This is a genomic window from Streptomyces sp. AM6-12 (assembly GCF_044327085.1).
GTDB lineage: Bacteria > Actinomycetota > Actinomycetes > Streptomycetales > Streptomycetaceae > Streptomyces.
On sequence record NZ_JBIQWN010000002.1, the window covers coordinates 1,034,653 to 1,049,104 of the forward strand.

The following is a 14,452-nucleotide window of genomic DNA, read 5'->3' on the forward strand; positions in this document are numbered from 1 at the left end:
CGCTCATGTGGAGGCCTCCATGGCTGAACTCCGTCCATCCTCTCCGTCCACCTCCACCGTCTGCGATCCCGCTTCTGTGCCCGCTGACGCGGTGGCGGTGATCGGGGTGGGCCTGCGTCTGCCGGGCGGCGTCCACCGCCTGGACCAGCTCGGGAAGGTGCTGGCCGAAGGACGCGACCTGGTCGGCACCATGCCCTCGGACCGCTTCGACATCAGTGCCCGTCAAGCCCGTCGCCCGGAAGCAACCGCGGGCGGTTTCCTGCCCGAACCGGAAGTCACCGGTTTCGACACCTCGTACTTCGGCATCACTCCCAAAGAAGCCTCCCGTATCGACCCGCAGCAGCGGCTGCTGCTCGAGTGCGCGGTCGAGGCCCTCGACGACGCCGCCCTGGACATCGATGCCCTGGCCGGCAGCGAAACCGCGGTCATCACCGGTGTCTCCACCCACGACTACGCCGACCTACAGGCCCGCCGTCTGCGTTCGAGCAATCCCTACACGACGACCGGCGGATTCCTGTCGATCACGGCCAACCGCGTCTCGTACGAACTGGACCTGACCGGCCCGTCGAGCGCCGTGGACACCGCCTGCTCCTCCGGCCTGACCGCGCTGCACCAGGCGTGCGAGCATCTGCGCACCGGCCGCAGCCCACTCGCCCTGGCAGGCGCGGTGAACCTGATGCTGTCGCCGGGCCTCTTCGTCGGCTATGCGCAGGCCGGAGTGCTCTCGCCGACGGGTCGTTGCCACCCCTTCGGCGCCGCGGCCGACGGCTTCGTACGCTCCGAGGGCGCCGTGATGCTCGTCCTGAAGCCCCTGGCCGCCGCGCTCGCCGACGGCGACCGGGTACATGCCGTCATTCTGGCCACCGCCCTCAACTCCGACGGCCGCACCGTGGGTCTGTCCGCACCGAGTTCACGCACCCAGGCGGCTCTGCTGCGCCGTGTGTACGCCGCCGCCGGCGTCGACCCGCGCGACCTGTCCTATGTGGAGGCGCACGGCACCGGCACCCTGGTCGGCGATCCCGTCGAGTGCGCGGCGCTGGGGGAGGTGCTCGGCAGCCACCGTGCCGATGCACCGCTGCCAATCGGTTCGATCAAGTCCAATCTCGGGCACATGGAAGCGGCGGCCGGGATGGCGGGAGTCCTGAAGTCGCTGGTCGTGATCAAATCACGTTCCATTCCGAAGACTCTGCATGCCGATCCGCCCAACCCGAAGATCGACTTCGATGGTCTCGGACTGCAGCCGGTACTCACCGCCCGCGCCCTCCCCGGTGACAGCCGTGTCGTGATCGGCGTCAACTCCTTCGGCATAGGCGGCGCCAACGCGCACGCCGTCCTGGCCTCACCGCCCGCCGGCAGCGCCGCGGTGAGCGCCGTCGCCGCCGCGCCAGTCGCCAACACGGCAGAGCGGCCGGTTCCGGTCATCGTTTCCGCGCACACGCGCCAGGCGCTGACCGCCGCCCTGGAGTCCTGGGCGGACCACTTCGCCGCTATGGCCGCCGATCCTTCGCGGGGACCCGAGGCGCTGTACGACGTCGCCTTCACCTCATGCCGACGACGGACCCGGCGCCGCCACGGTATGGCCTTCTTCGCGACCGGCCCCACCCAAGCCGCCGAAGTCCTGACGCGGGCGGCACGAGGACAGGAAGTCGGCACTGCCACCGAACGCCTGGTGAGCGCAGGCCGGATTGGCTTCGTCTTCTGCGGAAATGGCTCGCAGTGGGCGGGCATGGGAGCCGAACTCCTCGACAACGACCCCGCGTTCACCGCCGAGGTCCAAGCCGTCAGCGACGAACTCGAGCCCCTGCTCGGCTGGAAGGTGCGTGACGAGCTGGCCTGCGCCGATACCTCCCGCTGGGACCGTACGGAAGTCGCGCAGCCGACGCTGTTCGCCGTCCAGGCGGGCCTGGTCGCCGCCTTGTCCGCCCGGGGCATCGAGCCGCACGCCGTCATGGGACACAGCGTCGGGGAAGTGGCCGCCGCGTACTGTGCGGGTGGCCTCAGCCGGGCCCAGGCCTGCCTCGTCATCGCCGCCCGCAGCCTCGCCCAGGCCGCCACCGCGGGTTCGGGAGGCATGGCCGCGGTGGGCCTGAGCGAACAGGCCGTCAGGGAACGCCTCGAACAGGCTCACCTGCACGACCGGGTGGAGATCGCCGCGATCAACTCCGACCAGGACGTGACCCTCGCGGGCTCGCACGAGGACCTTGCGTCCCTTGGCACCGCGCTGGATTCGGACGGCGTCTTCTTCCGCGACCTGCGCCTCGACTACGCCTTCCACACGAGCGCCATGGACCCGGTGCGTGACCAGCTGGCCCGGGCGCTGAAGTCCCTCGTCCCCGGATCCTTCCGCGTCCCGCTGATCTCCACGGTGACCGGCCGCGCCGCGTCGGGGGGCGACCTGGACGCCGAGTACTGGTGGGACAACATCCGCCGCCCCGTCCGCTTCCACCAGGCCGCCACCGCGTTGACCACCGGGGATGCCGCCTGCGACGTCCTGGTCGAGATCGGCCCCCACCCCGTGCTGACCGCCTATCTGCGACGTGCCACCGCCGGCGCTTCCGGCCCCGGCGTGATCGTGCCCACGCTGTCCCGGACCTTCGCCACTGTGGACGCGCTGGAGCAGACCGTGCTGCGTGTACTCGCCGCCGGGGCAGTGGTGGACTGGGACAACTACTTTCCCCGCCCCGGCGCGGTAGCCGAGCTGCCCCCCGTGGCGTGGCAGCGCGAGCGGCACTGGAACGGCGACGCGTCCTGGTGGAGGGAAGACGCCCCCGGTGAGGACTCCGCCGGCGCCCACCCCCTTCTCGGGCCCCGCCAAGCCGGGCCGGAAGCGGCATGGCTGAACCGTCTGGACGCCGACCGGCTGGCTTGGATGGAGGACCATCGGGTCACGGACGCTGTCGTCTGGCCCGCCGCAGGCTTCGTGGAAATGGCCCTGGCCGCCGCGCGGAGCCGACAAGACGAACCACTCGAAATCACCGGCCTGTCCATCGGCCGAGCGCTGACCCTCGACTGGAGCGCCGACCCGGCAGATCCAGCGGACGGGGACGACGTCCAACTGGCCACCGGCCTTGCCCAGGACGGCCGGCTCATCATCCGAAGCCGCACGGGTGAACAGGACTGGACCGAGCACGTCCGCGCCGGCGTGCGGAGCCTGCTGCGCCCACAGCGCCCCCGTGTGGACATCGCCGCTCTGAAACGCCGCCTGCCGAACGAGTACCGCGCCGTCGAGCACTACGGGGCCGCCCACCGGGCCGGTCTCGACTACGGGCCGGCGTTTCGTACCGTCACACACTTGCACCTGGGGCAGGACGAAGCCTTGGGACGCTACGAATTCACCGCGCCCGTCCAGCCCGAGCCCCAAGTCATCGCCCACCCCACGCTGGTGGACGGTGCCCTGCAGACCTGCCTGCCGCTGGTGTTCACCGAGGACCGACCCGCCCCGTTCCTGCCCGCCCGCATCTCCACCATCCGCAGCTGGCGGACCCTGCCCCTGTCCGGCTTCACTCACGTCACCCGCGCCACCGGCCCCGACGCCCTGTGGGACATCGCCGTGTGCGACGACGACGGTGACGTGTGCATGGAAATGCTCGGCTGCGAGCTGCGACGCTTCGAAACTGCGTCCGTCGACGAACCGGACAGCCTGACCGAGGTGCTGCGCGCCGCCCCCCTGCCGGGCCAGCCTGCGCCCGGCCGGAGCCCACTGCCTGCCGCGCCGTCCCTGCCGGACCGGGTCAGGAGGCAGAACGACGCCCAGCTGGGCCGGCTGCATCAGGTCAGCGACGCACTCCGGCCGCGTCTGCTCGAAGTCTGCGCCCACTTCACGGCCCAGGCCGTGCGCCAATTGCTCCCGGCTGTGAAGCACGCCTCGTTCGGTCTCGCCGACCTCATCGGCGCAGGGGTCAAGGCCAAGCACGCGAAGCTGCTCGACGTCCTGCTGCCGCAGGCCGTCAGCCACGGCGTGCTCACCGTCACCGGGCCCGACGCCTGGAACATCCCGGCCGCGCCACGCCCCGAGGAACTGTTCAGCCGTCTGCTCGGGGACTTTCCCGGCGAGTCCGTCACCATCCTCACCTACGGTGTGTGCGGCGGCCGCCTCGCCGATGTCCTCACCGGTGACGTCGACCCTCTGGAGCTCCTCTTCTCCGACTCCGACAACCTCGTGCAGCGGTTCTACGAGGCCAGTACCTTCTTCGCCCCGCACACCCGTGCGCTCGTCGGCTGGATCCGCAACGTCGTCGACGGCTGGCCCGCCGACCGGCCGCTGCGGATCCTCGAGGTCGGCGCGGGCACCGGCGCCACCACCGCGGCCCTGCTGCCGCACCTGCCGCCCGAGCGGGTCCACTACACCTTCACGGACGTGTCTCCCGCGTTCTTCCCAGCCGCCGAAGAGCGCTTCTGCCACTACGACTTCCTCGTTCACCAGGTCCTGGACGCGGGAAGCGACCCCGTGGCCCAAGGCTTCGAGCCAGGTGCCTACGACCTCGTCATCGCCGCGAACATCCTGCACGCGACGAGCGACATCTCCCGCGCCCTGCGCGGCATGGCCACCTTGCTCGCCGACGGCGGCCATCTGATCGCCCTGGAGACCCACAGCGTGGAGCTTCTGGCACCGGTGTTCGGTCTCCTGGACTCCTTCTGGCTCCCCACCGACCAGGGTGTCCGGCCAGACGGCCCGCTGGTGCCCTATGACCGTTGGCCCGACCTCCTCGCCGACTGCGGCTTCACGAGCACCGGGCAATATGACGACACCGCGGCGGACCGGCCGTACGTGTCCCTCATCGTCGCGGAGCGCGACGCCCACGCCGTCCCCGACAGGACGACGGGCCGCATTTCCTCCGGCGCACCGGGCGTGCGACGGTCGTCCGCCGCTGCAACGGCGACCGACGGCGTGACGCAGCGGTCCTGGCTGCTGAGCACACCTACCGCCGGCGACCCCACCGCGCTGGCGCAGCGGCTCATCCGAGCGCTGCTCGCCGAAGGCCCTCACGGCAGCGTCCACCACATCGCGGGGACAAGCGGTGCGGCCTGGTGGACCCGCGAACTGGCCGGTGCGGCAGCCGGAGCCCAGGCACCCCGGCCGGTGAGCGACGTGATTTTCCTCGCCGAACCAGCCGACGGAACGGGTCCACAGCAACGTACCGACCACGGCGTACGGCAGCTGGCCGCGCTGCGTGACCTCACCCGTGCCTGGAGCCGGAGCGAGCGGTCACAAGCGGAGAGCCTGCGCGTCTGGATCGTCGACGCCGACAGTCAGCAGCCGCCCACCCCACCACCCTCGCTCCATGGCGCACCCCTGTGGGGCGCCGCGCGAAGCCTGGCGAACGAACACCCCTCACTGAACGTACGTCGTATCGCCCTGAGCGAACCCGGCAACGACGACACGTTTCAGCGTCTCCTGCACGAACTGCGCCATCTGGAGGGCAGTGCAGCCGCAGCGGTCGATCCCGATGCACTCGTCGACGACGAGGTGGTCCTCACGCCGCATGGGCGCTTCGCCACCCGTGTCGTACCACTGCCCGCCGGTGAGGTCACAGCCGAATCCGGGCCCCACTACGCACTGCACGTCGAAACCGCCGGACGACATCCCGTCTTCGCCTGGCGCGCCACCACCGCACTGCACCCGTCCGAAGGTCAAGTGCTCATCCGTACCGCGGCCGCAGCACTGAACCACCACGACCTGTTGACCGCAACCGGTGACAGCTCACTGCCGGCATCCCGGCGCCACGGGTTCCTCGGCCTCGGCTTGGACTGCGCGGGCACCGTCATCGCAGTCGGCCCCGGTGTCACCCATCTCGTACCGGGCGACCGCGTCGCGGCCATGGCCCACACCGCCCTGGCCTCCCATGTCCTCGCTTACAGCGATCACGTCATACCGCTGCCCTACACCATGGAATTCACCGCGGCGGCCACACTGCCCACCGCGTTCCTCACCGCACACCACGCCCTCCGGCAGTGTGCTGTCCTGACCGAGGACGACACCGTCCTCGTGCACGCCGCCGCCGGGGGAGTCGGGCTGGCCGCCCTGCAACTCGCACAGCGATCCGGCGCGCGCGTCATCGCCACGGCCGGCACCCCGGCCAAACGGAGCCTGTTGCGCCTGCTGGGTGTCGAGCACGTGCTGGACTCGCGCACCCTGGACTTCGCCGAGCAGATCGCAGACCTGACTGACGGCCACGGCGTCGACGTCGTCCTCAACTCCCTTCCGGGCGAGGCCCGTTTGCGCAGCCTGCACCTGCTCGCCCCACAGGGGCGCTTCGTCGAACTCGGACGCGGCATGGAGCGGGGCGATCCACTGCCCGCCGCTCCGCCGGCCCGCAACGTCTCGCTGTTCGGAGTGGACACGCTGGACCTGCACGATCGGCGAACGCCCCTGGTACGGCGCCACTTCACGAGGTTGGCCGAAGCCGTCACCACCGGCCACTGGAGGCCGTTGCCCCATCACACGTTCCCCGCACACCGCTTCGAGGAGGCCTTCGGTCTGCTGAATCGCGGCCGGCACATCGGGAAGATCGTCATCAGTTTCGATGCCCCACCGCCGGTCGTCCGCTCCGAGCCCACGAGCGCACTCGACGCCGACGCCGCTTACGTCATCACCGGTGGCCTCGCAGGATACGGGGCGGCCACGGCACGCCACTTCGCCGCACGCGGCGCCCGTCACCTCCATCTCGTCGGACGCCGAGGGAACCGGACGCCCGGCGCCGCGAAACTGCTCGACGAACTGTGCGCCGCGGGAGCCGAGGTCACCGTGCACTGCGCCGACATCACCCGGCCCGGCGCTCTCGATCCCGTGCGCACCGCTCTGCGGGACCGGCGCCTGGGTGGTGTCGTGCACGCCGCCATGGTCCTCGCCGACGCACCCTTGGCCGACTCCACCGACACCCGGCTGGAAACCGTCCTCGCGCCCAAGATCACCGGAATTCATGCGCTCGATGCCCTCGCCGGGGAACATGATCCGGACTTCTTCGTCGCCTACAGTTCAGTGGCCGCTCTCGACGGCAACATTCAACAAGCCCCCTACGTCGCCGCCAACGCCGCGATGGAGGCGCTGATCCGAGCCCGGCACCGATGCGGCAGCCCCGGCCTCGCCGTCCAATGGGGTGTCATCGCAGACGCCGGTTACGTCCACCGCACCGGACGCATCGACGAAATGGCCTCCTACGGCATGGCTCCCGTCACCGCCACCGACGCGCTCATCGCGCTCGACCGGCTTCTCGACACGCGAACGGGGCCCGTGGTTGCAGTGGGCCGCTTCGACTGGGACAGCATCAGCCGTGTCCTGCCCCGTCTTGGGGCGCCCAGGACCGGTGCACTGCTCCGACAGCGGCATGAAAACACCGACAATCCCAGCACCCTGCTCAGTGAAGTGGCCACGTTGAGCGACGGGGAGGCCCTCGTCCTGATCGAGGACAAGATCGCGGAGCTCGCCGCCGCGGTCCTGCACACCCCGGCGGAGCGCGTCGACCGCACCTGCCGTCTGGATCTGCTCGGCATCGACTCCCTGATGTTCCTGGAACTCTCCACGGCGCTGCGCCAACACCTCGGCTGCGACATCCCCGCCCTGGAACTGATGGGCGCCGCCCACCTCCCCGACCTCGCCAAGCGAGCCCTGCAACGCATCCGGCAGCCGGGTTCCCCGGACCGCGCCAAGACGGGCACCGTCCCAGAGCGGAGTGAACACGCATGAACGCCCCCGGCCCGACGGACGGCTCAGTCCGTCCCGACACCGCCTTGGACCAACCGGCTTTCGTCGCCCTGCGCCCGGCCACCGGCGACGAACACGTCCTTCGCCTCTACTGCATGCCGCCCGCGGGAATGAGCGCCCCCTACTTCCAAGGCTTCATCCCCTACCTGCCGGCCACCGTCAGTGTGCACGCCCTCCAGCTGCCCGGACGAGGACGCGCCATCGGCATGCCGGTGCACACCGACCCGCACCGCCTCGGACAACTCCTCGCAGAACGCATCCGACAGGCCGACAACGGCCACCCGTATGCCGTGTTCGGTCACAGCGTGGGATCACTCATCGCCTATGAGACCGTCAAATGCCTCGTCAGGCAGGGGCATCACCCCCCTACCCTGCTCGCCCTGTCCGCCATGGCCGCTCCCCACCACCCCGAGTTCACCGCACAGGCTCCGGACGTTCTGCTCGGTGGCCGAGAGGGGATCGAGAGACTCTTCGGCCGCCTGCCCGACCACGCCGGCCACGACCCCAGAGCACTGATCAACACCTGGGTTCCGATGCTCGCCGATCTTCTGCTCGCCCTGCAATTCCCGCCCCACCAGGGCCCACCCCTGGACACCCAACTCGCCCTCTACGGGGGCGCGGACGACCCTGTCATCTCCCCGGCGGCGCTGGCCGGCTGGAACGACATCAGTAGCCAACCGGCCACCCCGCGCCTTTTCCCAGGCACTCACACCTACCCCCTCGACAACGTCGAAGCCCTCAGCTCCCGGCTGACCGCCGACATCGTCACCTCCCTACGAGGGTGGGTGTGCCCCGCCAACGGCCCTGGCTCGGCTTCGGGGGAGTGCCCACTTGGCAATCCCCGGCACAGCGCGTGGTCGTGATCCGCGATCGCGTCACCGGCACTTCCCGACTGGAGATGGGGGAGGGAGCGCCTAGGTGTGCTGTCCCGGGACGTTGGTGACACGCGCGCTGGGTTCTTGAAACGGGTGAGGGCCTCCGGGTTCGGTGTGGATTGCGACATCTCCACCGAGATCAGGAGGCCCTCGTGGTCCACCGTAATGCCCCGCTGACCGAGACCGGGAGACTCCGTCTGGCCCGCTGCGTCGTCGAGGACGGATGGCCGGTGCGGCGGGCGGCCGAGCGTTTCCAGGTCAGCCCGCCACCGCAGCCCGCTGGGCCCACCGCTACCGGCAACTCGGCGTCACCGGAATGTGCGACCGTTCCAGCCGCCCGCACCACCAGCCCCGCAGGACCGCGGCCGCCGTCGAGGAGCAGGTGCTACGGCTACGACGCGAGCACCGGATCGGGCCGCTACGACTGGCCGTCCGATGCGGCATCGCCGCCTCGACCGCCCACCGCATTCTGGTCCGGCACGGCCTGCCGCCACTGGCCGCCATGGACCGGGCCACCGGCGAGCCCGTCCGCCGCTACGAACGCGACCGTCCGGGCGAGCTGATCCACATCGACGTCAAGAAGCTGGGCCGCATCCCCGACGGCGGCGGTCACAAAGTCCTGGGCCGGGCGGCCGGCAGCCCGAACAAGGACCGCCGCGACGGCGCCGGATACTCCTACCTGCACACCGCACTCGACGATCACACTGGCCTACACCGAAGACCTGACCGACGAGACCGCCCCGACCTGCGCAGGCTTCCTCAGACGGGCCACCGCACACTTCGCTTCCCTGGGCATCACGGTCGAACGCGTCCTGACCGACAACGCCTGGTCCTACAGCAAGAACACCTGGCGCAACGCCTGCCGCGACCTGGGCATCCAGCCCCGCTGGACGCGCCCCTGGCGCCCGCAGACCAACGGCAAGGTCGAACGCTTCCACCGCACCCTGCTCGACGAGTGGGCCTACCAGAAGCCCTACACCTCAAACCGGGATCGCATGGAAGCATTCACCAACTGGCTGCACTGGTACAACTATCACCGACCCCACACCGGAATCGGGGGCCAACCACCCGCCAGCCGCGTCACCAACCTGTCGGGACAGCACACCTACTGATCTTTTCGTAAGTTCGGTGGGTGTGCTGGGTGGATGGAGCGAACAGCGGGCTGGCGGTGCACACACGGGTGACGAAGTCCTGCCATCGCGGGTCGCCCGAGTTCTGACTGTGGCGATAGCGGAACGCTGCCACGGCTTCGGGCGCCTGCTCGTCGCGGTTGACGATGTGCTGCCCTCCGGTGCCGCGAAGAGGTGCCAGAGGGTGTTGCGCTTGCCTGGTGGAGCACTGACCAGAGCGGGGTGCAGGGCCGCGTACGCGCGGTTCCAGTGCAGCACGTCGGTGCGGGCGTCGACCAGCATGGCGGGCAACGGGTCCAGGGCTCCCAGGCCGGGGAGCTCGGTCGGCGGATCACTGATGACCGGGGGCTGGGGGACCTCGCCCAGACGGTAGAGGTGGTCGCGCTCGGCGGCATCGGTCGGCGTCACAAGGCGGAGTGCTCGCCATAACGGCAAGTCGTCTGCCGTGAGAACCGCAGAGGCGTCATGCCCGCGAATCTTCCGCCCTGCGACCGGATCGGTCCACCGGCTGGCCGAACATGATCGGTGACAAGACGGGCTGCTGTCCACCAGTTCAGGAACAATGGGCTGCGAACACGGTTGCCACGACTGTGCTTTGTGGCGTTTCGCGGCAGACAGAACCGAGGAAAGGTGGGCGCATGACGGAGAGCCCCGTGTCGAGCGAGGAACTCGCATGGCTGGACGCGACGGCGCAGGCCGACCTGGTGCGGTGCGGTCTGCTGACACCGCGTGAGCTCGTCGAGGCCGCCATCGAACGGATAGAGCGGCTCAACGGCACACTCAACGCCGTCATCACCCCTCTGTATGAGAAGGCCCTCGCCGACGCGGAGGCGTCCGGGCTGCCCCATGGCCCGTTCCGCGGCGTGCCGATGCTGCTGAAGGACGCCTTGTGCCAGACCGCGGGTGATCCGTACTACGGGGGGATGCGCGCGCTGCGGAACCGCGACTGGCGGGCTCATGAGGACTCCACCCTGGCGGCACGGTTCCGGTCGGCCGGGTTCGTCTTCTGCGGCCGGACGAACCTTCCCGAGCTGGCCACCAGCGTGACCACGGAGCCGTTGGCCCACGGGGCGACGCGCAATCCGTGGGCGCTCGATCGATCGCCTGGCGGCTCGAGCGGTGGGTCGGCGGCGGCGGTCGCCGCCGGCATGGTCCCGGTGGCGCACGGCAACGACATGGCCGGCTCGATACGGATGCCCGCCAGCGCCTGCGGCGTCGTCGGGCTGAAGCCCACTCGGGCACGGTCCTCGTTGGGGCCGCAGTACGGCGAGTACTGGGGAGGAGTGACGCACGAGCATGTGCTGACCCGGTCGGTGCGCGACACCGCCGCCGTGCTCGACGTGACAGCCGGTGCGGCAGTCGGTGACCCGTACGCGGCGGCACCCCCGGCGCGGCCCTACCGCGAGGAGGTCGGAGTCGATCCGGGCGCACTGCGGATCGGGTTCCGCTCGATCCCGCCCGGTGCGACCGACCCGGCCCACAAGGAATGTGTGGCGGCGGTCGAGCACACCGCCCGGCTGCTCGACCGCCTCGGCCACCACGTCGAGCCGACACCGGCGGCGGCGCTGGACGCACCCGAGCTGTTCCAGGCCCTGCCCACCCTCTTCTCAGCCATACTCGCCTGGGAGTTGGAGCAGTGGTCGCAGCGCCTCGGCGAACAGCTCGAACCCGCCGACCTGGAACCGATGAACGGGGCGCTCGCGGAAGCGGGCCGCTCGGTCACGGCCGCCCAGTGGCTCTCCGGCATACAGGCGTGGCAGAAGTGGGCACGAGGTGTGGCCGGTTTGTGGGAGACCGAGGTCGACGTCCTGCTCACGCCCACGCTGCCGATACCCCCGCCGCGCCTCGGTGAGCTCGCCCCGGACGCGAAGGCCCCGATGGACCTGGTGGCCGATGTCGCAGGATGTATCGCCTTCACCCTGCCGTTCAACGTCACCGGCCAGCCCGCCGTTTCCCTGCCCCTGTACCACGCCTCCGACGGACTCCCCATCGGCGTGCAGCTCGTCGCCGCGCACGGCCGGGAGGACGTGCTGATCCGATTGGCCTCCCAGCTCGAGCGAGCCGCTCCGTGGTCCGGCGCGCACCCCCCGTTCTCTGCCTGAGGGCTTCCAGCGCGTGTCGGCGGACAGCAGCGGCCTTCCGGGACGAACCTCCCGGAGGGCCGCCAGTGCTCGTGATCGTCTTCAGACCGGTGATGTCCCTACTGCGGGGAACCATGGGTGCGGTCGACCACAATCTGCCCGTGGTTGAAGGGCGTACGGGGTGGCTGCCAACTCCGGATCGGCCTTGACGATCGCGAGGGGCCGCCCGGCGGAGCCCATGTCGACGACGCCCTCGGCGCCCAGAAGCATCTCGTCGAGGTACGCGGCGCAGTGCCAGGCGCGCTTGGGCGCCGATCCGGAGCGAAGCGGCCCGCACGAAGTTCGGGTTCGGCGAGTTCACTGGCTTCACGGTGCCGCTGGCAGCCGCGGCACAGCTGGACCAGATGGAACAGATGCCCAGGATTGGGGAAGTCCGGCTGCAAGCCGGTTTTACGGAGGAACGCCGGGGTCTCCGTCACGGCGGGGTCTTCCAGGGCGACGCGGTCGTTCCGTAGCCGTTCGGACCGGCGGAGGGTCTCTCGATGCCGGTCTCTCGGCGGAACGCGTTATGGGGGTTACGTCGTCCAGCGCGGGCGATTCGACGCCGGCGCCATTCGAGCCGGGTCCACCGGGCGGCCCCGGCAGCCAGTGCGACGAAGAGGCCGGACGCGACGTTCTCAACGATGCGAGCTGACCACCGATTCGTGGAGTCGTAGGTCTGCTGATCTGCAACTGGCGCGTGGGCTGTAGTCGAGGCTGGTGACGGTGGGCGACGCCCTCGGCGCGAAGGCGGGCGCCATGAGCAGGTGCGGCCCGCCGTAGTTCCTCGGTGACGTTTCAGTGTTCGGCTGCGGCCCGGAATTCCTGGGTGAGGGAGGCGATCTGCTGGACGTTGATGCCGCTGGACAGGTTGCTGAGGAGTCCGCCGACGGTCCCGGAGTCGGCCCAGGCACAAAGCAGTTCTGCGCTGTTCCTTCCGCACCGCACCTTCCCGCCGGCCGAGCCAGAGTCGAAGACCTTGGCATCGGTGATGTGTGCTCCGGCCATGAGACCGGAGTTCTCGGTGTCTGCCGACTGCTGGGTGAGCTCCTGGGCGAGCTGTGGATCAGCGGTGCTGGTGTCGCTGAAGACTTCCAGTACGGGCTGAGCGGGACTTGTCGCGTTGGTGTAGAAGACGACGGCGTAGTGCTTGGGTAGCTTTCCGGCTATTCGCGCGTTAAGCAGGTCTGCTTGCTCGCCGGTCATCAGCCTGTAGCTGCCGAGGGTGGTCGGCGGTGTGACGGTGAGACGCGTGGGCCCCTCGGCTGCGGCGCTGACGTAGGCGTCGGACCGGTGCATGTGCGGTACGGCCATCACCGTGGCCGCCACGACGATGGCCACGGTGCCGATGACGACTCGACGGGTGCGTTCCCGCGCCAGCTTGGCCGTGGCCTCCAGATCCTCGGGGACCGTGATCGGTTTGGGCCGGCGCCATGTGCGGGTCGTCGCCCAGAGGATGACGATGGCGATCGAGGCCAGGAGGAACGGGGCGAGGACCTGTCCCGCCTGGTAGGCGTCCGAATGCGTGTCGACAGCGGCAAACATGATCGAGAGCCTAGGAAGCCTGCATAGGCATGTCCATGCCGTTGGGTTTCGGTCCGCTACCGATCATTCCGGTGAAAGGCAAACCGTCTTCCATGACCGGGAAGACTCGGGCGAATCGCGCTACCGCATTTCGCTCTCGCAGCGGCACAGCAACGATGTGCGCTCCACCCTCGGCCCAGGAAGGGACCCGCGGGGAATCACTGCGAGGCAGTAGGCAGGGCCCGCGGTGGACAGCACCAGGGCGGCCATCGGCTCGAATGCGACGGCGGCCGTGCTCGCCGCGACGCCGGTGAAGACCAGCCCGTGGTATCCGTGACGGTGAGCACAGCCCCGGCCGCGCCCATCACGGCGCCGACCCCGGTCACCCGGGAACCTCTGATTCCGGCGATCGAGCCCAGCCAGGCCAGCGCGGCGGCGGCCAGGGCCACAGGCGCCACGGCCCCGGGGCCGGCGGGGAGCGCGGCAACGTTGTTCAGGACGGTCACGCCCAGGCCCACCAGCATGGCCACCGCGCGCGCCCGGGGGGCTTCGGGTGACCGGGGCGAGCAGCGTCATGAGGATCACCGCGCGGCTCCCGTCGCCGGCATGGTGTCCAGGACTGTCCTGGTCCGGGCCAGGTGCGCTCGGCCTCGCACCCACAGCCCCAGGCTGCGACACAGGCTCATGCTCACGGAGAGGAAGATGAAGCCGTTCGCCAGACCGGTGCCACTGAGATGATGGGTGGCCAGGAACACGCCGAGCCCTACTGGAAAGACGTGCTGAGCGCCAAGCAGGTCGTTGCCGCCAGTGGGGAGCGAGGTGAAGAAAAAGGGCACGATCAGGGCGACGCCGATGACCGGACGTCCCACCCGGAACCAGCCGATCCTGCGGCGTCCGAGGTCCGACTCGAGCACCAGGGCCAGGAGCGCCAACTGCATGATCACGATGTTCGCTGTCAGGCACCCACCTTCGCCGCGACGCCGTGCCCTGACATCGGCCCCTGGGTCGAGGTCGGGTGGAGATCTGAGGGCCGGGGGTGGAGGCCGTGGTCCACCTGCCCGCGGCGACCGTAGTCACCTCTACCGGCGCGCCTGCAGTGGC

General features: G+C 69.9%; 5 protein-coding genes and 2 pseudogenes. 4 read left to right on the forward strand and 3 right to left on the reverse strand.

The window, feature by feature from the left end; all coding sequences use genetic code 11:
- The first annotated feature begins 76 nt into the window (after positions 1-76).
- From ACE4Q9_RS33065 to ACE4Q9_RS33075, 3 genes and pseudogenes are all read left to right on the forward strand, one after another.
- The gene (locus ACE4Q9_RS33065; protein WP_397988181.1) at positions 77-7,684 is read left to right on the forward strand and encodes an SDR family NAD(P)-dependent oxidoreductase; all 7,608 of its coding nucleotides are present in this window, start codon (positions 77-79) and stop codon (positions 7,682-7,684) included.
- A gap of 44 nt (positions 7,685-7,728) precedes the next feature.
- On the forward strand, positions 7,729-8,565 hold the full coding sequence (locus ACE4Q9_RS33070; RefSeq protein ID WP_397988182.1) for a thioesterase II family protein: 837 nt from the start codon (positions 7,729-7,731) through the stop codon (positions 8,563-8,565).
- Between the two features lie 164 nt (positions 8,566-8,729).
- Positions 8,730-9,689 (forward strand): annotated as a pseudogene (locus tag ACE4Q9_RS33075) (IS481 family transposase).
- On the opposite strand, the pseudogene ACE4Q9_RS33080 reads toward ACE4Q9_RS33075, so the two are convergent.
- A pseudogene (locus ACE4Q9_RS33080) lies at positions 9,658-10,382 on the reverse strand (hypothetical protein). The pseudogenes ACE4Q9_RS33075 and ACE4Q9_RS33080 sit on opposite strands and share 32 nt — an antisense overlap.
- Here ACE4Q9_RS33080 and ACE4Q9_RS33085 point away from each other — a divergent pair.
- Positions 10,346-11,809, forward strand: a complete 1,464-nt coding sequence (locus tag ACE4Q9_RS33085; RefSeq protein WP_397988183.1) for an amidase — start codon at positions 10,346-10,348, stop codon at positions 11,807-11,809. The pseudogene ACE4Q9_RS33080 and the gene ACE4Q9_RS33085 overlap by 37 nt on opposite strands.
- Before the next feature lie 816 nt (positions 11,810-12,625).
- Here the strand turns inward: ACE4Q9_RS33085 and ACE4Q9_RS33090 are convergent.
- Complete coding sequence (locus ACE4Q9_RS33090; protein ID WP_397988184.1) at positions 12,626-13,372, reverse strand: hypothetical protein; 747 nt, start codon at positions 13,370-13,372, stop codon at positions 12,626-12,628.
- A 560-nt stretch (positions 13,373-13,932) separates the two neighbouring features.
- A complete protein-coding gene (locus ACE4Q9_RS33095) occupies positions 13,933-14,289 on the reverse strand; it encodes a hypothetical protein (RefSeq protein ID WP_397988185.1) in 357 nt (118 codons plus the stop codon).
- Between the last annotated feature and the right edge of the window lie 163 nt (positions 14,290-14,452).